The sequence below is a fragment of the Hydrogenophaga taeniospiralis genome (genome assembly GCF_020510445.1).
In the GTDB taxonomy this organism is placed as follows: Bacteria; Pseudomonadota; Gammaproteobacteria; order Burkholderiales; family Burkholderiaceae_C; genus Hydrogenophaga.
In genome coordinates, this window is sequence record NZ_JAHBAG010000001.1 from 4,396,020 (window position 1) to 4,418,385 (window position 22,366).

Below are 22,366 nucleotides of genomic sequence, written 5' to 3' on the forward strand. Positions count from 1 at the left end.
CCTCACGCTGAAACGACCCTCTAGGAGACTTGGATGATTCTCGTAACCGGTGCCGCCGGCTTCATCGGCTCGAACTTCGTGCTCGACTGGCTGGAGCAACACGATGAACCCGTGCTGAACCTGGACAAGCTCACCTACGCGGGCAACCCCGAAAACCTGGCCAGCCTGCGCGACGACCACCGACATGTCTTTGTGCAAGGCGACATCGGCGACCGCGCCTTGCTCGACCGGCTGCTGGCCGAGCACAGCCCCCGCGCGGTGATCAACTTCGCCGCCGAAAGCCATGTCGACCGATCCATCCACGGCCCGGAAGACTTCATCCAGACCAACGTGGTCGGCACCTTCCACCTGCTCGAAGCGGTGCGTGCCCACTGGGGCTCGCTCGACGGCGAGGCCAAGAGTGCCTTTCGCTTCCTGCACGTGTCGACCGACGAGGTCTATGGCACGCTCGGCCCGGGCGATGCGCCCTTCACCGAAACCACGCCCTACACCCCCAACAGCCCGTATTCGGCCAGCAAGGCGGCCAGCGACCACCTGGTGCGCGCCTACCACCACACCTACGGTCTGCCGGTGCTCACCACCAACTGCTCGAACAACTACGGGCCCTACCACTTCCCGGAAAAGCTCATCCCGCTGATGATCGTCAACGCGCTGGCCGGCAAGCCTCTGCCGGTCTATGGCGACGGCATGCAGGTGCGTGACTGGCTGTATGTGAAGGACCACTGCAGCGCCATCCGCCGCGTGCTCGAAGCCGGCGCCCCCGGCGAGACCTACAACGTGGGCGGCTGGAACGAAAAACCCAACATCGAGATCGTGCGCACGGTCTGCACCCTGCTCGACGAACTGCAACCGCGCGCCGACGGCCAGCCCTACAGCAGCCAAGTCAGCTACGTGAAAGACCGGCCAGGCCACGACCGCCGCTACGCCATCGACGCCAGCAAGATCCACCGCGAACTGGGCTGGAAGCCCGCCGAAACCTTCGACAGCGGCATCCGCAAGACGGTGATGTGGTACCTGGAGCACTCGGACTGGGTGGCGCACGTGCAGAGCGGCGACTACCGCCACTGGATCGGCCAGCAGTACGGGGCGCTTGCATGAACATCCTCCTGACCGGCAAGAACGGGCAGGTCGGGTTTGAATTGCAGCGCTCCCTGGCCCCTCTGGGCAGCGTGCATGCCGTGGACTCGGGTGACTGCGATCTGGCCGATGCCGATGCGTTGCGCGCGCTCATCCGCGATGTTCGCCCTGGGCTGATCGTCAACCCCGCGGCCTACACGGCCGTGGACCGCGCCGAGAGCGAGACCGCGACTGCCATGGCGGTCAATGCCCGGGCGCCGGGCATCATGGGTGAAGAGGCCGAACGCCTGGGCGCGAGTGTCGTTCACTTCTCCACCGACTACGTGTTTGACGGGCGCAAGCCCGCCCCCTACAACGAACAGGACCCCACCGGGCCGCTGGGCGTCTACGGGCAAAGCAAGCTCGAAGGCGAGCGGGCGCTGGCGCGCGCAACACGCCGCCACCTGATTTTCCGCACCAGCTGGGTGGTGGGCGCGCACGGCCACAACTTCGCCAAAACCATGCTGCGGCTCGCCACCGAACGGACACACCTGAACGTGGTGAACGATCAGCTGGGCGCACCCACCTCCGCCGCCCTGCTGGCCGACCTAACCGCCCACGTGGTGCGCCAGCTGCAAACCGATGGACCGCAAGAGTTCCCCTTCGGTGTCTACCACCTGGCCGCCAGTGGCGAAACCAGCTGGCACGACTACGCCTGCCACGTCGTCGCCGAGGCCCAGGCGGCCGGCCTGGCGCTGAAACTCACGCCCGACAACATCCAGGCCATTGCAACAGATGCTTACCCGACGGCCGCCCGGCGTCCCCTGAACTCCCGTCTCGATACTTCACAATTCCAGGCCACGTTCGGTCTGCGCCTGCCCTCCTGGCGGCAAGGCCTGGACCACATCCTGCAACAGATCCTGTGAGCACCATGCAAAGAAAAGGCATCATCCTGGCCGGCGGTTCCGGCACCCGGCTCTACCCCGTGACCCAGGCGGTGAGCAAACAGCTCATGCCGGTGTACGACAAGCCGATGATCTACTACCCGCTGAGCACCCTGATGCTCGCCGGCATCCGCGACATCCTGATCATCTCCACACCGCACGACACGCCGCGCTTCAGCGAACTGCTGGGCGACGGCAGCCAGTGGGGACTGAACCTGCAGTACGCCGTGCAGCCCAGCCCGGACGGCCTGGCGCAGGCCTTCATCATTGGTGAAGACTTCATCGGCAACGACCCTTCGGCCCTGGTGCTGGGCGACAACATCTTCTACGGCCACGACTTCGCGGCCCTGCTGCACAACGCCACCGAACGCGCCGACGGCGCCACCGTCTTCGCCTACCACGTCAACGACCCGCACCGCTATGGCGTGGCCGAGTTCGATCCGACGGGGCGGGTGTTGAGCCTGGAAGAAAAACCGGCCCAGCCCAAGAGCAACTACGCCGTGACCGGCCTCTATTTCTACGACCAGCAGGTGGCCGCACTGGCCAAGGACCTCAAGCCCTCGCCGCGTGGCGAGCTCGAGATCACCGACCTGAACCGCCTGTACCTCGAAGCCAACCAGCTGCACGTCGAAGTCATGGGCCGGGGCTACGCCTGGCTCGACACCGGCACACACGACAGCCTGCTCGAAGCCGGCCAGTTCATCGCCACACTGGAAAAGCGCCAGGGCCTGAAGGTGGCCTGCCCGGAAGAGATCGCCTTCCGCAGCGGCTGGATCAACGTCGAACAGGTGCAAGCCCTGATCCAGCCACTGGCCAAGAACGGCTACGGCCAGTACCTGCAACAGATCCTCAAAGAAGCGCTGCGCTGACCCATGAAAGCCACACCCCTCGCCATTCCCGAAGTCATCCTGTTCGAGCCCAAGGTCTTTGGCGACGACCGTGGTTTCTTCTACGAGAGCTTCAACCAGGCCCGCTTCGAGGAAGCCGTGGGCTACCAAGTCGATTTCGTGCAGGACAACCACTCCAAGTCCCGCCAGGGTGTGCTGCGTGGCCTGCACTACCAGATCCAGCAGGCCCAGGGCAAGCTGGTGCGCGTGGCGCAGGGCGAGGTGTTCGACGTGGCGGTAGACATCCGCCGCAGTTCGCCCACCTTCGGCCAATGGGTGGGCGCCATCCTGAGCGCAGAAAACAAGCACCAGCTCTGGGTACCCAAGGGCTTTGCCCACGGCTTCGTGGTGCTCAGTGAAACCGCCGAATTCCTCTACAAAACCAGCGACTACTACGCGCCGGCCCACGAGCGCTGCATCGTCTGGGACGACCCCGATCTGGCGATCGACTGGCACACCCCTGTCACCCCATTGCTATCGGCCAAGGACCAGGCTGGCGCCTCTTTCCAACAAGCCGAGGTCTTCGCCTGATACCCATGAAACTGATCTCAGTCGTCCTTTCAGGCGGCGCCGGCACCCGCCTGTGGCCGGCCTCACGCCAAGCCTACCCCAAGCCCTTCATGAAGCTCGGCGGCAGCGCCTTGCTGGAACAAGCCATCACCCGCGGCCAGGCTTGCGGCACCGACGATCTGCTCATCGTCACCAACCAGGACCACCTGTTCCTCACCCAGGGGCTGCTGTCGGACATGGCCGACCCGCCGCGGGTGCGCTACCTGCTGGAACCCAAAGGCCGCAACACCGCCCCCGCCATTGCACTGGCGGCACTGGACTGCCAGGCCACCCACGGCGACGACGCGGTCATGCTGGTGCTGCCCGCCGACCACCTGATTCCCGACACCGAAGCTTTCGTGGCCAATGCGCTCGAAGCCGTGCGCCAGGCCCAGAAAGGCCAGTTGGTGGTGTTCGGCATCCAGCCCACCAGCCCGGAAACCGGCTTCGGCTATATCGAAGTGGCCAAGCTGGGGCGGGACGTGCAGCCGGTGCTCAAGTTCGTGGAAAAGCCCGATCTGGCCACGGCGCAGGAGTATCTGGCCACCGGGCGCTTTTACTGGAACAGCGGCATGTTCTGCTTCACAGCCGGCGCCATGCTGGCGGCGCTGACCCAGCATGCGCCCGACGTGCTGCAGGCTGCGGGCAAGGCCCTGGCCCAGTCCACCACCCAGGCGATGTCGTTGCCCGACGAACCCAACCCGCCCCACGTCACCCGCTTTCAGGCGCACAGCTTCGGCCTGCAGCCCGACATCAGCATCGACTACGCCGTGATGGAGCGCGCCAACAACGTGACCCTTGTGCCGGCCCGCTTCGGCTGGAGCGATGTGGGGGCCTGGCCCGCCGTGGCGCAAGCCCACACGCCCGACGCCAGCGGCAACACCTTGGGTGCCGCCGACGGCGCCGACTGGGTCGCCGTCAACACCACCGGAACCCATGTGCACGTTGACAGCCACTGCCACAAGGTCGTGGCCACGGTGGGGGTGCAAGACCTGGTGGTGGTTGACACCCCCGACGCCCTTCTCGTCACCACCAAACGCGAGGCACAAAACGTCAAACGCGTGGTGGACGCACTCAAGGAACGCCACATCAACAGCCCGCACCACCAGAGCACCCTGCTGCCGCCCGCGGTGCACCGCCCCTGGGGCACCTACGCGACCCTGAAGGAAGAAGATGGCTACAAGGTCAAGCGCATCACCGTCAAGCCCGGCCAGAGCCTGAGCCTGCAGTACCACCACCAGCGCGCCGAACACTGGATGCTGGTGCACGGCCGCGGCATCGTGCAGATTGGCGATGTGGAGTACCCCACCGTGCCCGGTGAATACCGCTACATCCCGTTGAAAGAAAAGCACCGCTTGACCAACACCGGCCCCGATGAACTGGTGCTGATCGAAGTCCAGTGCGGCGACTACCTGGGCGAAGACGACATTGTTCGTCTGTCCGACACCTACGGGCGGTTGTGATGGACATGATCCGGGCCCTGTGGGCTTACCGGGGTTTCATTCTCGGCAGCGTCAAACGCGAGTTCCAGACCAAATACCGCAACTCCCTGCTGGGCGCGGCGTGGAACATCATCAACCCGCTGTCGATGATCGTGGTCTACACGCTCATCTTTTCGCAGCTGATGAAAGCCCGGCTGCCGGGCGTTGAGAGCACCTACGGATTCAGCATCTACCTCTGCACCGGCATCCTGACCTGGGGCCTGTTCGCCGAGATCACCACCCGCGCCACCGGCATGTTTCTCGAACATGCCAACCTGCTGAAGAAACTGAGCTTTCCCCGACTGTGCCTGCCAGTCACAGTGGTCAGCAACGCAGTGCTCAACTTCGGCATCGTCTTCGGCCTCTTCACCCTCTTCCTGCTGCTGTCCGGCAACTTCCCTGGTTGGGCCGTCCTGGCGCTGGTGCCTCTGCTGCTGCTGCTGGTGCTGTTTGCCATCGGCATCGGCATCACCCTGGGCGTGCTCAACGTCTTCTTCCGCGACGTGGGCCAGTTCTTCGGCATCTTCCTGTCCTTCTGGTTCTGGTTCACCCCAATCGTTTACCCCATCAGCATCCTGCCCGACTCGGTGAAGTTCCTCATGAACTTCAACCCGATGGCGCGGCTGATGGCCGCCTTTCAGACCGTGCTGATGACTGGCGAGTGGCCGAACTGGACCAGCCTGTGGCCCGTGGTCGTTCTGGCCACCGCTCTGTGCATCTTCGGTCTGCGCCTGTTCCGCAAGCGCTCGGGCGAGATGGTCGACGAACTCTGAACAAGCACCGAGCATGGGTACCATCACCGTCTCCAACCTGGGCAAGGCCTACAAACAGTACCCGACACGCTGGGCGCGTCTGGCCGAATGGCTCATTCCGTTCCACCCCCAACGGCACACCCTCAAGTGGGTGTTGCAAGGCATCAACTTCACCGTCACCCCGGGTGAAGCCGTCGGCATCATCGGCATCAACGGGGCGGGCAAGAGCACCCTGCTCAAGATGATCACCGGCACGACCCAGCCCACCACCGGCAGCGTGCGCATGACCGGCCGCGTGGCCGCCATGCTGGAACTCGGCATGGGCTTCCACCCGGACTTCACCGGGCGGCAAAACGCCTTCATGGCCGGCCAGCTGCTGGGCTACACGGTCGAGGAAATCGCGCGGCTGATGCCTGGGATCGAAGCCTTCGCCGAAATCGGTGACTACATCGACCAGCCCGTGCGGGTCTACAGCAGTGGCATGCAGATGCGGCTGGCCTTCAGCGTGGCAACCGCGCACCGGCCCGACATCCTCATTGTGGATGAAGCGCTTTCGGTCGGCGACGCGTATTTCGTGCACAAGAGCTTTGCGCGCATCAAGCAGTTTCGCGAAGAAGGTACGACCCTGCTCATCGTCAGCCATGACAAGCAGGCCATTCAGAGCATTTGCGACCGTGCCATCCTGTTAAATGCTGGGCAACTGGTCATGCAGGGTGAACCCGAGGCGGTGATGGACTACTACAACGCCTTGCTCGCCGACCATCAGAACCAGCAAGTCACGCAAGAGGTAAGAGAAGACGGCAAGGTGCAAACCATCTCGGGTACCGGTGAGGCCACAGTTACCGCCATTGCACTGGTTGATGAAGCAAACCGGCCTCTAGAGGTGGTTGACGTTGGGCAGGCCGTGCGTTTACGCATCGAAGTCACCTCGCACCGAGCCATTGACCGCTTGGTGCTGGGCTACGGCATCAAAGACCGCTTGGGTCAAGTTATTTACGGTACCAACACCCACCTGAAAAATCAGCCGCTGCTCAACGTTGCGGCTGGGGAGCGGTGCTTGTTTGACATTGCTTTCCCAGCCAACCTTGGGCCTGGTACTTACTCGGTGCAAACCGCCATTGTGAGTACCGACACCCATTTGTCCAACAACTACGAATGGCGGGACTTGGCCTTGGTCTTCAATGTGGTCAACATGAACAAGTCGCATTTTGCCGGCTGTGCTTGGATAGACCCAGTCATCGGAATCTCCCGTACATGAGCATTATTTCCTACGCCCAGAACTTCGAAGACGTCATGCTGTGGCGGGCACTCGGACATGTTTGTGACGGCTTCTACATAGATGTCGGCGCTCAGGATCCATACCTGCATTCGGTCAGTCTCGCCTTCTATCAACAGGGATGGCGAGGTGTGCATGTTGAACCGACGCAGCAGTACTCGGACAAGCTACGCTCGGCACGTCCCGATGAGTTGGTGCTGCAGGTAGCGCTGGGCAAGGCAGAAGGAATCCTGACATTCTTCGAGTTCGCGGACACCGGACTTTCCACTGCAAGCGCCGAAATTGCCGAGCAACACCGATCCAAAGGCTTCAACTCCAAGAAGACCTCTGTACCCGTCTTGACCCTGGACACGGTGCTGACGTCCCAGGGAGACCGAGACGTGCACTGGTTAAAGGTAGACGTGGAGGGGGCCGAGAAGGATGTGCTTGCGGGCTGGAAGTCTTCACTGGTCCGCCCATGGGTTGTGGTCATCGAAGCGACCCGGCCCTTGTCGGCCACCACAACCCATGAAGAGTGGGAACACCTGATCCTCCAAAAGGGATACACATTCGCATACTTTGACGGACTCAACAGGTTTTACGTATCCAGCGCGCACAGTGAGCTGATTGAAAAATTCAGATCTCCGCCCAACGTATTTGACCCGTTTGCCCTGGCTGCGGACCATCACCTGTGCCGGCTGGCAGTCCACGAGACCCACAAGGCGCGCGAAGAAACCCTTCGCAGCGCCAGCCTGGTTCGTCAGTACTCGGAAAGCACTCGGACGCTTGAATCCAAGCTAGCTGAACGCAATGGGTACATACGTCAGTTGGAGGCGGCCCACGCCAGATTGAGCAATGATTTGCTCGCGGCACAGAACACCTGGCGGGAGCTTGCCCAATCGATGATCGCCATGCGGACCAGCGCTTCCTGGCGCCTCACGGCCCCGATGCGCTGGCTGAGCATCCAGATGCGCTTGCTTCTGATCCACGGCTTTCGGCGGCGGTTGACGATGGCGATCATCAAGCTCCGGGGCGGGGAGCCGCCGCACACCGAACGGAGCCATGCCAGTGCACCGGCCGCTGAACATCAGACAGCCACAGGGAATGCGGGGAGCGACGCCGATCCAACCCCCCGGACCCGACAGATACACCAGATTCTGATCAACGCGAAGAACCAAGAATAGGCTCAACACACGATGCGAATCGTCATTGATCTCCAAGGTTATCAAAGCACGGGCTCCAGAAGCCGAGGCATTGGGCGATATTCCAGTTCCCTCACCACCTCCTTGCTGAAGCACTCGAACGGGCATGAGATCGTTTTGCTCCTGAGCGGGCTGTTTCCAGACACAATCAAACCTATTCGGGACCAGTTCAGCCAACTGGTGCCGCCGCAAAACATCAAAGTCTGGCACTTTGATGGCCCGGTATCGAGCGACGATTCGCAGAACGGGGACCGAAAGGAACTTGCCGAGCTCACGAGACTGGCCTTCCTTCATGCACTAAAGCCGGACATTGTCCTCGTAACGAGCCTGATTGAAGGACTGGGAGATGACGCCGTTACGAGCATTGCCAAGCCGTCCCCGTTCCCGACCGCCGTCGTGCTGTATGACCTCATTCCGCTCATTCATCATGAGGTCTACTTGGCCAATCCGGTTGTGGACAACTGGTACAGGGAGAAACTCGGACACCTGAAGCAAGCCGACCTGCTCCTATCAATATCCTCATCATCTGGAAGAGAGGCCATCGATTGGCTGGGGTTTTTAGCAAACCAAGTGGTCAATATTTCCACTGCGAGCGAAGTACAGTTCTCACCCCATCCACTTTTAATATCCGACCAAGAACGCCTGGTAGAACAGTATGGGTTGGTTCGTCCATACATCATGTATACCGGCGGGATAGACCATCGCAAGAACATTGAGGGCCTGATCAAAGCCTACGCAAGACTCCCGGCATCCTTGCGTGAATTTCATCAACTGGCCATCGTCTGTTCCGCAAAAAAAACAGACCGTGATCGACTCCATGAATTGGCGCGCAGCCAAGGGCTTTTGCCTGACGAAATGATCATGACTGGATTTGTGTCCGAAGATGATCTCGTCAGGTTGTACAACGGCTGCAAACTCTTCATATTTCCGAGCCTGCACGAAGGCTTTGGCCTGCCGGCGTTGGAGGCCATGCAATGCGGCAAGGCAGTCATCGCATCAAACACCTCCAGCATCCCTGAAGTAGTCGGGCTGGACGACGCATTGTTTGACCCCTACAGCATCGAATCCATCACGGACAAGCTGATTCAGGCCCTGACGGACCAGGGGTTTCATCAAAGGCTTGAGGCGCACAGCGCACAGCAATGCAAGAGGTTCAGCTGGGACACAACAGCACAGCGGGCCATCGTTGCCATGGAGAACTGTATCGCCCAGCATGAGGCGCCAGCGCCCCTGCCCGCCGAACGCCCCCGGCTGGCGTACATCTCCCCGCTCCCACCAGCCCGCAGCGGCATCAGCTATTACAGCGCGGAACTGCTCCGTGTGCTGACGCACTGGTACGCCGTGGACGTTGTGATAGACCAGGGTGAGCTGGACGACGCATGGATCAACACCCATTGCGGCGTGCACAACATCGAATGGTTTCAATCGAACCACAACAGCTACGACCGTGTGATCTACCACTTCGGCAACTCACACTTTCATGCCCACATGTTCGATCTGCTGGAGAAGTTCCCCGGCGTTGTGGTGTTGCACGACTTCTTCCTATCGGGGGCGCTAGCCCACCGGGACCTCACGGGATTGAAGCCTGGTGTGTTTGCCCAGGCTCTGCACGCAAGCCATGGTTATCGCGCGGTTCAACAACGTTTTCAGCAACCCGACATCGACGTCGTCATGTGGGATTACCCCTGTAATCTGACGGTTCTGCAGGCCTCACTGGGCGTCATTGTGCACAGCGAATGCTCCAGACGACTCGCTGACCAGCACTATGGCAAGGGAAGTGCAGCCGAATGGGCGGTCATCCCGCTGTTGAGAGCGCTACCTGCGGGTATCTCGCGAGAGCACGCCAGGAGCCGCTTGGGGATTTCAAACTCGGATTTTGTGGTTTGTTCGTTTGGACTGCTTGGACCGTCCAAACTGAACCACCGACTGCTGACCGCATTCATGGAATCTTCGTTGGCGAAGTCAGCGACCGCACATTTGATATTTGTAGGCGAAAACCACGATGGCGGGTATGGCAGCGCGCTGCTGGCAGGCCTCGAAAACAGTGGACTCGCCGATAGGATCCGAATCACGGGCTGGACCGATGCAGAGGAGTTCCAATGCTATCTCGCTGCTGCAGACGTGGCGGTTCAGTTGCGTGCACGTTCGCGCGGCGAGACATCTGCGGCCGTCCTGGACTGTATGAGTCACGGATTGCCGACAGTGATCAATGCCCACGGGAGCATGGCAGACATCGACCCCCAGGGGGTCTGGATGCTGCCCGATGAATTCGAGGATAGTGAACTCGTCAATGCACTTGAAACACTCTGGGCACACCCCGAAAAACGCACGACCTTGAGTAGAGATGCGCGACGAATCATTGAAAACCATCACGCACCCGAGAACTGCGCGAATCGGTATTTCACGGCAATCGAACATTTTTACTGTCAATCAAAGACCGGGCTGCAAGGCGTATTGAACCATTTCTCAAAATCGGCCAGGGGCGGGCAAGAGCTAATGGCATTTGCCAGCATCATGGCCAGGAATTTCCCGCCGGAACCAAGAAAGCGACAGCTGCTGCTGGACATATCGAGCCTGTATCAACCACATCTATCCCGAACAGCCAGACAGGCCATTCTGTCCTTGATCCAACATTGGTCAACCGAAGCACATTCGGAATGGCAAATCGAGCCGATTTATGCCCCCCCCGGTCAGCGAGTGTTCCGTTACGCACGACAACTTGTCTGTCAGACCTTGGGAATTGTCGATACCTGGACGCAGGATGAACCAGTCGATGCCTGGAGCGGCGACAGGGTCCTTCGCCTGTTTCCGCCAACGGAGAGCACGGTTGAGCAAGAGGCCGTCTTAAGCGCCTGGCGCAACAGCGGTGTATTCGTGCAATGTCTGGCCATGGCAGCCCCGACTCCGGCGGGAGATGCGCCCACCAGCTCAGAAAGAGACATTGGCCACGTCGATTGGCTGGTCTTCGATCCAGACGCCGACGACATTCATTCGCACGCTTGGAAACACAAGTCTGACCAAATACCCGACTTGTTTGGAATCACCATGACCAGCTCACCCGAGAAAGGACTGACAGCATGAAAACCGCAATCATCACCGGCATCACCGGTCAAGACGGTGCCTACCTCACCGAACTGCTGCTGAACAAAGGCTACGTTGTCTACGGCACCTACCGCCGCACCAGCTCGGTCAACTTCTGGCGCATTGAGGAACTGGGCGTCCAGAACCACCCCAACCTGCACCTGGTGGAATACGACTTGACCGACCTGGGCGCGAGCATCGCCATGGTGCAAAAGGTCCAGCCGGACGAGATCTACAACCTGGCGGCGCAGAGCTTTGTGGGCGTGAGCTTCGAGCAACCCAGCACCACGGCGCAGATCACCGGCATCGGAGCCCTGAACCTGCTGGAGGCCATTCGCCTGGTCAACCCCAAGATCCGCTTCTACCAAGCCAGCACGTCCGAGATGTTTGGCAAGGTACAGGCCATCCCGCAGGTGGAAGACACGCCCTTCTATCCCCGCAGCCCTTATGGCGTGGCCAAGCTGTATGCGCATTGGATGACGGTGAACTACCGCGAGAGCTACGGCATCTTCGGCAGCAGCGGGATCTTGTTTAACCACGAAAGCCCGCTGCGTGGGCGCGAGTTCGTCACCCGGAAAATCACCGACAGCGTGGCCAAGATCCAGCTGGGTCAGCTGGATTGCCTGGAGCTGGGCAACCTGGACGCCAAACGCGACTGGGGCTACGCCAAGGAGTACGTGGAAGGCATGTGGCGCATGCTGCAGGCCGACGAACCCGACACCTTTGTGCTGGCCACCAACCGCACGGAAACCGTGCGCGACTTTGTTCGCATGGCGTTCAAGGGCGCTGGCATCGCTGTGGACTTCCGTGGGCAGGCCGAAAACGAAACCGCAGTGAACAGCGCCACCGGCAAGACCGTGATGCGCATCAACCCGAAGTTTTACCGCCCCGCAGAGGTTGAATTGTTGATCGGCAACCCGGCCAAGGCCAAAGCCAAACTGGGTTGGGAACCCGCGACCACGCTGGAGCAACTGTGCCAGATGATGGTGGAGGCTGATCTGCGCCGCAATCGGGCAGGTTTTTCGTTTTGAGCGTCGCTATTTGCAGGAGGCTCCAGGTTTGAAAATTTCGCATGGCTTGCAGGAAAACGGGGTGATCGTCGGCAACGTGTTCGACAAATATGAATCCCGCAACCCTCTGGTGCGCGAGATCATGCGCGGGTTCAACAATGGTCTGGCATATCTGGTGTCCAGAGCGGCTCCGGCCAACGTCCATGAGTTGGGCTGCGGAGAGGGCCACTGGGTGCTGGAGTGGGCCCAACAAGGCATAGCCGCGCGAGGCAGTGATTTCTCTGAAAAGGTGATCGCCATGGCGCGTGACAATGCCGTCAGCGCCCAGTTGGACCCGGGCATGTTTTCTGTGCGCAGCATCTACGATATTGCGCCAGACACCGACAGCGCCGATCTGATCGTTTGCAGCGAGGTGCTGGAGCACCTGACCGATCCCGTGGCTGGTTTGGCCGCGATCCAGAAAGTGGCCAGTCGCCACGTCATCCTGACGGTGCCGCGCGAGCCCATATGGTGTGCCATGAACATGGCGCGCGGAGCCTACCTGCGACACTGGGGGAACACACCGGGCCATCTGCAGCACTGGTCCACCCGGCAGTTCATTGCGCTCGTCGAGCGCTATTTTGAGGTGGTTGCTGTCAAGACCCCACTGCCCTGGACCATGCTGCTGTGTCGGGTGAAAGACTAGGCGAGTGATCCAACGCCCTCACCTCAAACGCTGGTTTCACACCGCCAGTACCCTGCTGGCTCTGGCTGGGGCCGCCTTTGTGGTCTTGAAGATTGCAGAGCACTCGGCACAGATAGATGTATCGCATTTCGGGACCTCCGCTTGGGCGGCTCTGACCCTTTTGGTGGTGGCCTACGGTGCATCCAATGCCTTGTTGGCCAGGGCCTGGTGGCAACTGCTGAATTATTTCGAGCTCCAGGCGACATGGCCTTGGACGCTGAAGACCTACGGTGTGTCGCAGATCAACAAATACATCCCGGGCAACATCTTTCACTTGGCAGGGCGCCAGGCACTGGGTATGTCTGCTGGCATGGCGGCCCGCCCACTGGCACAGTCTGCCCTGTGGGAACTGGTCATGCTCGCCATGCTAGGCCTTCTGTATGGTGCGCTGGCTACCCCTCTGGGTTGGCCCCAGATGTCAGTCACCGCCGCCACCGTTTTGTGGGCATCGCTGCTGGCGTGTGGATACGCAACCCTCCACCGCCTTGGCGCCAGGCCGCTTGCCCTGGCCATGTTCTGGCAAGCCAGCTTTCTGATGGTGTCGGGAGTGGTGTTCATCGCGGTGCTTCTGGCAAGCAGTGGCACATCGGCTGTGGCCTACTCCGCGCTGCCTGCCGTGTGTGGTGCCTATGTGCTGGCCTGGCTGGCGGGCCTCGTGACTCCAGGGGCTCCGGCCGGAGTGGGTGTGCGCGAGGCCGTGTTGTTGCTCTTGCTGGGCGGACTGTTCGCGCCGGCAGACCTGCTCGTGGCGGTGGTCCTGGGGCGAGCGGTGACGGCCTCGGGTGACCTGTTGTTTTACCTGTACGCACTTTCCATCAGGACGAAAGCCCATGGCCAAGTTTGAGCACCCACTCACCTCCCGTCGGGCCTTCACACCACTGCTACTGCTCAGCGCCTGGTGCCTCATGCTGGTGATGCATGGAGCCGTGCCGTTTCTGCTGACCCCCACGCTGGGCCAGGCCATCTGGTCCACTGGTTTTTCCCAGTCGTTCGTCAACCAGTCGCTATGGACGGTGTACGCAACCAATTTCGGCGCCCCCGAGCCCGCAGCCATGGCATTCGGTTTGCCCGGCGCTTGGCTGACCGCCCTCTATATCCAACTGGGCTTGCAACCACCCGATGCCTACAGCGCCATGGTGGCCAGCTGGATGACGCTGGCCATGGGTTCGGCCTACGCAATGGCCCGGCACTTTTCGGCCAAACCCGCGCTGGCGGTTTTGGCAGCCCTGGGATGGATGAGCATGCCTGCCACTTGGGCACACGCTGGCTATTCCATGTTATCCATCGGCATAGCCTTGCTGCCGCTGTACTTCCTCTGCTCGTTGAAATTGCTGCAGCAATGCGCGCCAGCCGATGGTGATCCGGTTGGCAACCACTTTTGGTGGAAGCTTACCTATCCGCTGGTGTGCATCCTCGCCGTGTTCATGGACGGCTACAGCTTCATGTTTTTTGCGGTTGGAGCAGGTCTGCTCGGTGGTTGGTGGTGGCTGAAGACCGACTCCATTGGACGAAGGCGTCTCGCCTTGGTGGCATTGCCACTTCATGTACTCAGCCTGCTGGCAGGCTACCTGCTCTACAGCACTTTCGTGGGTAAATCGAGCTATTCGGCCGCATCTCTGGATTTCTTCCGAGGCTGGGGTGCCGATCTGACGTTTTTCGCCCGCCCCACACTGGGCATGCACTGGTTACCGGATGTATTGGGCTGGAGTGTGGCCCGTTCCGATCAACAGTATTTTGGTGACGCCTCGGTCTGGATCACGACCTTCTGCATCCCTGTGACCGTTGGAGGCATCTGGGCGGCGTGGCGCATGGCGCGCGTACAGAGAGCAGCGCTGGGGCTGCTGTTGGTAGCGGGCTTTGGCTTCTATATGGCCATGGGGCCATCCATCAAACTGAACTCGGTGAAGCCAGAAGGAGCGACCTTGGGGCCACTCATGCCCGCTGAAGCCGCTTTGGCGCCCACTGGCTCGGGCTTCCTGTCCGAGAAACTGCCGGGCTTCAATGGTATGCGCGCCAGCTACCGCTGGACAGCCCTGGGCGTGTTCGGTGCCTGGGGCGTGCTACTGCTTGCCCTGTCAACTCGGAATCAACGAGATACACAACTGTTCGCAGCTTCACTAATGGCGGGCGTGATTCTGCTCAATCTGCCCGATTTGCCGAAAAAATGGGCAGAAGACGTACAGAACCGTGCAATGTTCTTTCAGATTGAGACGGATCTGGTTGACGACATGCGCCTGGTGTTGAATGCAAAGGAGCGGGTGGCTTTTCTACCCTGGCGCAACGATTTCCTGGTGAACTATCTTGCCTCCCGCCTGAACGTCGTCAGCTTCAACATTGGCGGAGATAAAAACCTGGAAAGTGCCAGGGTCCGCTGGCCCACTTGGATGCGTGGGTTTCAATATGGGCAGATTGACGCGCAATTTGCCAACCGCATCGTGATGTTGCTCACCAGCAAACAAGCCGACGCCGTGGTACTCCCCTACAGCGACATGCTGTGGGCCGCACACAGGTGGCCATATCTACAAGAGTTCAGGGACCAGATGCTTTCCATAGCACAGACTCTTGAGCACCTGGACATGTTCGAAATCACCGCACGTGAACACTACATAGTCGTGCGCCTGAATCCCGAATATCGAAACGCACCAAGTTCAACCAATACATCGAAGCTGCAGAAACACGCCTGCCTATCTCCACTTTGCCTGAAGCAAGAAGGATTCAATCAAACCGTCCAGACACAATCCGGCACCCTCTCAGGCAAGCGTCTGGTCACCCGCGGTCAACAAGGCTTCCTGCTGTACGGCCCGAATGTGGAAATGAACCCCGGTGAATATATCCTTACGGTGTATGGCAGCAGCTCGGTGCATACGGGCACATGGATTGATGTCGCGTCAAACCAGGGGAAGACCCAACACGGACGGTATGCACTGATGCCCCACGGCGAGCACCTGCTATTGGAAGCCCGCGTAACGCTGCCCGCAGCAGTACAAGATCTGGAGGTTCGGGTTTTTGCTGGCCCGCAAGATCAAGTGCAGCTGGACGGCTACAAGTTGCAACCCGTCACGCCAACCTCATCAAGCGGTCCACCCTGAACCGTTTCACGGCCACACCGAGCCATCGGTGCAGCCAACCTCACGCGACCTCGAACCGGGAGGCGGCTGAGGCGAAAACCCCAATCATTCTTTTACGCTGAAATCGACACGATGCAATGCCGTCTTCGCTTCGGCAGACTGATTTGACAAAAACTGCGTATAAGCCGCTTCAAGAGCAACCAGGCGCTTTTCGACCTCGGCAGCATTTGCCATGGTGGTTTGACGCTTGATTTTTTCCAACTCAATCTTCTGCCGATGAATTTCTTCATCCTGCTGCTTCACCGCCTCCAGCAGCACCGCCACCATGGCAGAGTAATTCACAGCACCGGGGACTGCGCCGTCCATCTCCACCAACTCGGGATAGACCTTCACCACCTCCTCAGCGATAAGACCGATCGAAGGGGCTCCGGTTTCTTTCCAGTTGAATTTGACGCCACGCAATTGCTTCAAACTCTCAATGGGGTTTGCCAGAGTAAGAACATCACTCTTGAATCTAATGGAACTGGTTTGCGCAAAAGCGGGCGCACGCACCACGCCGGTAAAATGTGTTTCCCCACCTGAAGTAATGGTCATCCTTCTCGCCGAAGCACCACTTGTGGATGCACCGAGATCGCTGATCATGAATTCCCCGTTTCCCGGCGCCGAAGCATTCACACCCACCACGTAAACCTTCATGGGGTTGTAACTCGAATCGGTACGCGCAATGATGAAAGCCGCCGTATCCGCAGGACGGTCCATGCGAAAAACGGCGTTGGGGCCGCGAAGGTGCAGCAGCCGATCGGGTGTCGCGACACCGATGCCGACCCCGGTGGGCTCCACATAAAGCTCATTGGCATGAACGCTGGCCATCGCGGCACCAGCCAACGACAAAGCGACCAAACCTTTTTGGGTGATTCCAGCAATTTTCATAAGACCTCCTGAGTGTCCAGTTAGATGATGTTCAATGTGTATGAGTTAAATGGAGCGGGCGAGGATGCCCGTCATTGCATGTCTGGGTAAACGCGGGCCCAGAGGCGCCCGCCAGCGGAAAGGCGGAAACCGGTTCGAAGCTGGATGCCGGTACCAGCATTCAGCTGCAGCACCCCCGTGGACGACACGGCCGTGCTGGTGGCATTCGACAGGATGGTGCCGCAGGTTGAATGTTCAGCCGCCCCCCCCACGGAGCTGGGCAGCACGATGTTGGACGAACTGGCGCAACCCACATCGAAGTCTGCGCTCACGGTGACACCGGAGTAGGTGGACGGCGCGTGCAACATCACGTGGTAGGTACCCGCTGTGGGTGATGCAAAGGAGCAGGCTTCCGTGGTTCCGGCATTTGCGGAACTGCAGTCAAAAGACGCTTGGGTAGGGCGGCTGCCCCGTTTGACATACATGTTGGGGTTGCCGGTTCCGCCGGTGGTTTGAATGCTCAGATTGCTCGCCCCCGATGGCACAACCACCGTGTAATAGCTGAACTGACCGGTCGTACCGGATTGGCCTGCATGACTCCCTCCGTTGGAGATTCGCGTCAGGCTGTCCAAGCCCGACATGGCCTGATCCACACGGATGCGGGATCGAAGCAGTTGGTTGCGGCTGTCCACCACGCCAAGCCCTGTGTTTTTGAGCATCGCAAGCAGGGTATCCACGCTGGCCTGCGGGTGCTGCTCCTTCAGAGCGGCGATGGCGCCCGCGACCATGGGTGTTGCAAATGATGTGCCGTCGCCAGTCAGGTACGAACCGGAGAGGTACGTGGAGGTGATGTCATCTCCCGGTGCCAGCAGTTGCAGCATCGAAGCGCTGTTGGAGAAGGCCGAGACGGTATCCCCATCCGTGGTGCTGCCCACGCTGATCACATTCGACAAACATGCTGGAGCAGAAAGCCTGGAGCTTTGATACTCATTGCCGCTCGCCACCACCGTCGCAATGCCGGCCAGCCGCAAACTGGCGACGATCGGAAACTCAGGTTCAGAGTCACAGTGAGAGGAATAGGCCCCGCCCCCCAGGCTCATGTTCACTGCCGCGATGCGGTAGCTGGAACGCAAAGCGTAGACACGCTCAAGGCCCTGTATCTCATCAGACAGCCACGTAAGAATGCACGGCGGCGCCCCACCACACATCGTCGAATCGTCAATACGGCTGTAGATCTGGATCGAAATCAGCTCCGCAGACCGAGCCATGCCGCCGCCATAGCTGGGGTGGGTGTTCCCAGCCACAATTCCCCCCACCATGGTTCCATGGCCACAACCATTGATGGACGATGAGCAATCCAGACCCGAATTGACTGCAGTGGACGAAGACGCGCCACCCGGGCACAACGAAGTGCTTGCGTCGCCGGCATCGGTCGTCGAGTAACAAGCCTCCGAAACCACGCGACCAGACATGTAGGGGTGGGTCTTCTCGATACCCGAGTCCAGGACGGCAACCACTTGCCCAGCGCCGGTACGCCCTTGAAACGCACCAGACACCATGCCCACCCGTGCCGTGGCGTCGAGCATCACGGGCTTTCGAAGCACGTCCTCGTGCACACGGAGAACCTCGGGGTCGGCCAGCAGCGCCTGCACGTCTTGTGCCGAAGCGCGCAGCGACATACCCGGGAAATAGCTGAATCGCTTGAAACGGGCCACGTCCTGCGCCGATCTCAGGCCCGCATTGGAGCGCGCAGCCACCAGGCGCGACAGCACCCGATCCTGGGCCACACGAAGGTCTGCGACCTGCGCCGGTGTACCCTGCTGAACGCGTAGACTCTCGCCAGCAGCCCTTTGCGGGGCCAGTTCAACGATCACAGGCACCGAGCCTCGCGCCGAAGCGGTTTGAACCAGGGCGCTGTGACGCTGATGGTCTGCGGCACTGCGCGACACCGGACCAGACTGCGCCAGCGCCGCCCCCGCAACCAACACCGTGACCGGAAAAAGACGGCGAACCCAAACGAGCGGAGACACCCGTTTTCGCGCCGCGCTTTGCGTGCCAAGCACACGCTTCCTACCAACCAATAGATTGAACATGTTGACCTCTCCCAACTTGTTTGCGTTCAACACGCCGGATGCTGCATCCAGCGGGGGCCGTATCATCGCACAACCCCAGTGAGTCCCCCGGCGCCATATTGACCAATGGCATGAAAGCACCTCCTGGTGGTCGCCTGACCCCAGAGGTATCGCGTATCAAAAATCCAAAACTGCAACGGATTTTCATTCTTGCCGCGAATGCAACCGTTTGTCTTTTCCGCACAACAAACACCCCTTATGTCTTCCATTTTGCTAACGGGCGCCGCCGGCTTCACCGGCCAACACTTCACGAAAATGGCCGAATCGCGTGGTCACCGCGTTCTGGCGCTTCAATCCGACCTGAACGATGTGCATGCAATGGAAGACGAGTTGAATGGCCAACGCATAGATAAAGTTGTTCACTTGGCCGGCATCAGCTTTGTCGGTCACGCGGACGAAACTGCGTTCTACAAGGTCAACGTCATTGGCACGGTCAATTTGTTGAAGGCGCTGAAAAACCATCAAAAGCACTTGACCGGCATCCTGATCGCCAGCAGCGCCAACGTGTACGGCAATTGCGACGCATCACCCATTGCCGAAGATCAACCCCCGGCCCCCGTCAACCATTACGCCATGAGCAAACTGGCCATGGAACACATGGCGCGGACCTACTCGGACTGCCTGCCTCTGTTTCTGGCCCGGCCCTTCAACTACACCGGCCCGGGTCAATCGCCCAGCTTCCTGATCCCGAAGCTGGTGGACCACTTTGCCCGCCGGGTTCCCCAAATCGAATTGGGCAACCTGCACGTGGAGCGCGAGTTCAATGACGTGCGCTTGGTCTGCGATGCCTATCTGGCGCTGTTGCACAAAGGCGTGCCGGGTGAGGTGTACAACGTGTGCTCGGGTCAACCCTATACCTTGCAGGCGGTGATAACGGCTCTGGAAGAGCTGACGGGCCACCACATGCAGGTGAACGTGAACCCGGCCTTCGTGCGCGCCAACGAGGTACACCGCCTCTGCGGCAACCCGGACAAGCTCAGGGCCTGTACCGGGCCGCTGCCGGCCTACGCTCTGAAGGACACCTTGAGCAGCATGCTGGCGGCCGCGCGCGCCAGCTAAAGGCGCCACCCGGTGCGCAAGGGGTCGCGCTGGCGGCAAATCTTATAATGCGGGGTGGCAGGACATGCTGACCTGCCACCTGGACCGCCGGACGGTACACGCCCAGAACACTGGCAACGGGCCCGATCAGCAGACATCACCGCAGGACGCCCGTGATCCCCCACACCGACTGGCTGAAACAGGCCCCCGAGAATCCGGCCGACAGGGCCTTTGCCGTTCCGGCAGGCATTCGCCTGCTGCTGGGCATTCGCCCCGACATTGCCCACCTCAAGACCGACAGCTTGCTCGACCGGATCGCCGTCTACGCCTGGTGGGAATCGGACAGCCGCAAAGACTACGCCGAGATGGAGTGGACGCTCACCCCTGCGGACCTGGACACGCTCCGGGGTCTGGATGCCGATGAACTGTTCGCCCAAGGCGGCCGTGGCTTCACCCGCATGCTGCGCGGCAACTGGCCCAGCGTGTTGGACCTGGTGCCCCGCTTCACGGCCCGGACGCGCGAGGTGGTGGTGGACGAAGCCTCGATCACCCAGGCCCTGCCTCAGCCCTTGCGCCTGATCTGGGCCGACCGGCCCGATCTGCAGGCCAGCTACGACATTGCCCACGTGTCCGGCCGCATCGGTTTGCTGATGTGGTGGTTCGGCTTTGGCCACCAGGAATACGTGCGCGTGGCCTGGCGTGTGGACGCCTCGCTGCGCCAGCTGCGCGCCCATGGCCCGCAGGGTGCATTCCCTCTTCCACTGTTCCTCTCGCTCATCGTTCAGGGGCGCGACGATCTGCGGAACCTGTACCCGCTGGACAGCGAAACGGGCTGTCTGGCCGCCCTTATCTGGTGGGAACAGAACGGTTTTCACGAATTCGCCGTGCCGTCCTGGTCGCTGCGCAACCACATGGAGCTGCGCAGCCAACTGGCACAAAAAAGCGCTGCGTTCGATACCACGCGCCACATGGCGCCCACCTCCTGCGCCCGGCCACTGCCATATCTGCCCTGCCTGATCTGGAGCGCGCGCGCCGATCTGAAAGCGGCGTTCGACCTGGGCAGCGCTGCGGGCTGCAACGGGCTGGAGGCCTGGTGGAAGGCCAATGGGCCAACCGAATACGCGGCCGTGGCCGGCCTGTTTGAGGACCCGGCAGAACAACTGCCGGGGCTGAACATCGTCGGGTACGCCCAGTCCGTCATCGGCATTGCGGAGGATGTGCGCATGGCCGCACGCTCGGCCCAGATCGCCGGCCTGCCGTACTGCGTGATCGACGCCCCCATGCCAGGCCCGGCCCGGCTGGACCACACGCTGGACGCCCAGCTGGTGGCCGCGCCGGTGCATCCGGTCTCCCTGTATTGCCTGCCCCCCACGGAAATGATCCGCCTGGGGATGGAGGGCGGGCGCTCACTGCTGACGGCTGGCACCTACAACATCGGGGCCTGGCACTGGGAACTGCCCGCCTGGCCCGGTTACCTGGCGGGTGTGCACCAGATGGTCGACGAGATCTGGGTGTTCAGCGAATACGTGGGCACCGCCTTCGCCAGCCTGGGCGACAAGCCGGTGCGGCGCATGCCGCTGGCGGTGGAACTGCCCGCCATCACGGGCCCCGACCGGCGCGCGTTGGGTCTGCCGTCCGACAAGTTTTTGTTTCTGGTGATGTTCGACGGCAATTCCTGGCTGTCGCGCAAGAACCCGGTAGGCGCGGTGCGCGCCTTCAAGACCGCCTTCCCCACCGACCCCGGGGTCGGTCTGGTGATCAAGGCCATGGGCCAGGGAAGCAACTCCGCGGGCTGGCAAGCCATGCTTGCCGAAATCGAGGGCGATGACCGGGTGGTGGTGATCGACCAGACCCTCTCCCGCCCCGATGTGACCCGGCTGATGGCGTCGTGCGATGCCTATGTTTCGCTGCACCGCTCCGAAGGCTTCGGCCGCATCATCGCCGAGGCCATGCTGCTGGGGATTCCCACCGTGGTGACGGACTTTTCGGGCAACGTCGACTTCTGCACGGAGGACACCAGCTATCTGGTGAGCGGCGAGCGGATTCCGCTGGACAAGAACGAATACCTGTTCGCCGATGGGCAGTTCTGGTGCGACCCCGACATTTCGCTGGCGAGCCGGCAGATGGTCCGGCTGCGAGAAGACAAGACCGAACGGGCGCGGCTGGCTGCCAATGCCCGGAAGAACATCACCGAAAATTACTCGATTGAGGCCGTGGCCCGGGCCTACAAGACCCGCCTGCAGCAACTGCGCCAAGACAACCGGATTTGAGATCGAAC

The 22,366-nt window shown here is 60.8% G+C and carries 17 protein-coding genes; 15 read left to right on the plus strand and 2 right to left on the minus strand.

What is annotated here, in order from left to right; translation table 11 throughout:
- Positions 1-33: 33 nt before the first annotated feature.
- From rfbB to KIH07_RS21115, 13 genes are read left to right on the plus strand one after another with little or no spacing between them, the layout of a single operon-like run.
- A complete protein-coding gene (rfbB, locus tag KIH07_RS21055; RefSeq protein WP_226493827.1) occupies positions 34-1,098 on the plus strand; it encodes a dTDP-glucose 4,6-dehydratase in 1,065 nt (354 codons plus the stop codon).
- Positions 1,095-1,982 carry a dTDP-4-dehydrorhamnose reductase gene (rfbD, locus tag KIH07_RS21060; RefSeq protein WP_226493828.1) on the plus strand — a complete coding sequence of 296 codons (888 nt, stop codon included), beginning with the start codon at positions 1,095-1,097 and terminating at the stop codon, positions 1,980-1,982. The genes rfbB and rfbD overlap by 4 nt, the downstream gene beginning before the upstream one ends.
- 5 nt (positions 1,983-1,987) lie before the next feature.
- Positions 1,988-2,869, plus strand: coding sequence for a glucose-1-phosphate thymidylyltransferase RfbA (gene rfbA / locus KIH07_RS21065; RefSeq protein WP_226493829.1), 882 nt, complete (start codon positions 1,988-1,990; stop codon positions 2,867-2,869).
- 3 nt (positions 2,870-2,872) lie between these two features.
- A complete protein-coding gene (gene rfbC, locus KIH07_RS21070; RefSeq protein WP_226493830.1) occupies positions 2,873-3,418 on the plus strand; it encodes a dTDP-4-dehydrorhamnose 3,5-epimerase in 546 nt (181 codons plus the stop codon).
- Positions 3,419-3,423: 5 nt separating this feature from the next.
- The gene (locus KIH07_RS21075; protein WP_226493831.1) at positions 3,424-4,899 is read left to right on the plus strand and encodes a mannose-1-phosphate guanylyltransferase/mannose-6-phosphate isomerase; all 1,476 of its coding nucleotides are present in this window, start codon (positions 3,424-3,426) and stop codon (positions 4,897-4,899) included.
- The gene (locus KIH07_RS21080) at positions 4,899-5,690 is read left to right on the plus strand and encodes an ABC transporter permease (protein ID WP_319004836.1); all 792 of its coding nucleotides are present in this window, start codon (positions 4,899-4,901) and stop codon (positions 5,688-5,690) included. Before KIH07_RS21075 ends, KIH07_RS21080 begins: the two co-directional genes overlap by 1 nt.
- A 13-nt stretch (positions 5,691-5,703) precedes the next feature.
- The gene (locus tag KIH07_RS21085) at positions 5,704-6,927 is read left to right on the plus strand and encodes an ABC transporter ATP-binding protein (RefSeq protein WP_226493833.1); all 1,224 of its coding nucleotides are present in this window, start codon (positions 5,704-5,706) and stop codon (positions 6,925-6,927) included.
- Positions 6,924-8,108 (plus strand): FkbM family methyltransferase, encoded by a 1,185-nt coding sequence (locus KIH07_RS21090; protein WP_226493834.1) that lies wholly within the window; start codon positions 6,924-6,926, stop codon positions 8,106-8,108. The genes KIH07_RS21085 and KIH07_RS21090 overlap by 4 nt, the downstream gene beginning before the upstream one ends.
- 12 nt (positions 8,109-8,120) lie before the next feature.
- Positions 8,121-11,207, plus strand: coding sequence for a glycosyltransferase (locus tag KIH07_RS21095; RefSeq protein ID WP_226493835.1), 3,087 nt, complete (start codon positions 8,121-8,123; stop codon positions 11,205-11,207).
- Positions 11,204-12,238: a GDP-mannose 4,6-dehydratase gene (gene gmd / locus KIH07_RS21100; protein ID WP_226493836.1), complete on the plus strand. Its 1,035-nt coding sequence runs from the start codon at positions 11,204-11,206 to the stop codon at positions 12,236-12,238. Before KIH07_RS21095 ends, gmd begins: the two co-directional genes overlap by 4 nt.
- Positions 12,239-12,266: 28 nt before the next feature.
- A complete protein-coding gene (locus tag KIH07_RS21105; protein ID WP_226493837.1) occupies positions 12,267-12,902 on the plus strand; it encodes a class I SAM-dependent methyltransferase in 636 nt (211 codons plus the stop codon).
- Between the two features lie 4 nt (positions 12,903-12,906).
- Entirely contained in the window at positions 12,907-13,785 is an 879-nt protein-coding gene (locus tag KIH07_RS21110; protein ID WP_226493838.1) for a hypothetical protein, read from the plus strand.
- Positions 13,772-16,030, plus strand: coding sequence for a hypothetical protein (locus KIH07_RS21115; protein ID WP_226493839.1), 2,259 nt, complete (start codon positions 13,772-13,774; stop codon positions 16,028-16,030). Before KIH07_RS21110 ends, KIH07_RS21115 begins: the two co-directional genes overlap by 14 nt.
- A gap of 84 nt (positions 16,031-16,114) precedes the next feature.
- Here KIH07_RS21115 and KIH07_RS21120 read toward each other — a convergent pair whose 3' ends face one another.
- Together KIH07_RS21120 and KIH07_RS21125 are read right to left on the minus strand one after the other, a co-directional pair.
- A complete protein-coding gene (locus tag KIH07_RS21120) occupies positions 16,115-16,939 on the minus strand; it encodes a tail fiber domain-containing protein (protein ID WP_226493840.1) in 825 nt (274 codons plus the stop codon).
- 71 nt (positions 16,940-17,010) lie between these two features.
- The gene (locus KIH07_RS21125; protein WP_226493841.1) at positions 17,011-19,011 is read right to left on the minus strand and encodes a S8 family peptidase; all 2,001 of its coding nucleotides are present in this window, start codon (positions 19,009-19,011) and stop codon (positions 17,011-17,013) included.
- Positions 19,012-19,248: 237 nt separating this feature from the next.
- On the opposite strand from KIH07_RS21125, the gene KIH07_RS21130 reads away from it, so the two are divergent.
- Positions 19,249-20,109: an NAD-dependent epimerase/dehydratase family protein gene (locus KIH07_RS21130; protein ID WP_226493842.1), complete on the plus strand. Its 861-nt coding sequence runs from the start codon at positions 19,249-19,251 to the stop codon at positions 20,107-20,109.
- 152 nt (positions 20,110-20,261) lie between these two features.
- Positions 20,262-22,358, plus strand: a complete 2,097-nt coding sequence (locus tag KIH07_RS25510) for a glycosyltransferase family 4 protein (RefSeq protein WP_226493843.1) — start codon at positions 20,262-20,264, stop codon at positions 22,356-22,358.
- The last annotated feature ends 8 nt before the right edge of the window (positions 22,359-22,366 follow it).

Coding starts and splice junctions, on each gene's coding strand:
- rfbB (WP_226493827.1), top strand. CDS start 34: ATGATTCTCGTAACCGGTGCCGCCGGCTTCATCGGCTCGAACTTCGTG.
- rfbD (WP_226493828.1), top strand. CDS start 1,095: ATGAACATCCTCCTGACCGGCAAGAACGGGCAGGTCGGGTTTGAATTG.
- rfbA (WP_226493829.1), top strand. CDS start 1,988: ATGCAAAGAAAAGGCATCATCCTGGCCGGCGGTTCCGGCACCCGGCTC.
- rfbC (WP_226493830.1), top strand. CDS start 2,873: ATGAAAGCCACACCCCTCGCCATTCCCGAAGTCATCCTGTTCGAGCCC.
- KIH07_RS21075 (WP_226493831.1), top strand. CDS start 3,424: ATGAAACTGATCTCAGTCGTCCTTTCAGGCGGCGCCGGCACCCGCCTG.
- KIH07_RS21080 (WP_319004836.1), top strand. CDS start 4,899: ATGGACATGATCCGGGCCCTGTGGGCTTACCGGGGTTTCATTCTCGGC.
- KIH07_RS21085 (WP_226493833.1), top strand. CDS start 5,704: ATGGGTACCATCACCGTCTCCAACCTGGGCAAGGCCTACAAACAGTAC.
- KIH07_RS21090 (WP_226493834.1), top strand. CDS start 6,924: ATGAGCATTATTTCCTACGCCCAGAACTTCGAAGACGTCATGCTGTGG.
- KIH07_RS21095 (WP_226493835.1), top strand. CDS start 8,121: ATGCGAATCGTCATTGATCTCCAAGGTTATCAAAGCACGGGCTCCAGA.
- gmd (WP_226493836.1), top strand. CDS start 11,204: ATGAAAACCGCAATCATCACCGGCATCACCGGTCAAGACGGTGCCTAC.
- KIH07_RS21115 (WP_226493839.1), top strand. CDS start 13,772: ATGGCCAAGTTTGAGCACCCACTCACCTCCCGTCGGGCCTTCACACCA.
- KIH07_RS21120 (WP_226493840.1), bottom strand. CDS start 16,939: ATGAAAATTGCTGGAATCACCCAAAAAGGTTTGGTCGCTTTGTCGTTG.
- KIH07_RS21125 (WP_226493841.1), bottom strand. CDS start 19,011: ATGTTCAATCTATTGGTTGGTAGGAAGCGTGTGCTTGGCACGCAAAGC.
- KIH07_RS21130 (WP_226493842.1), top strand. CDS start 19,249: ATGTCTTCCATTTTGCTAACGGGCGCCGCCGGCTTCACCGGCCAACAC.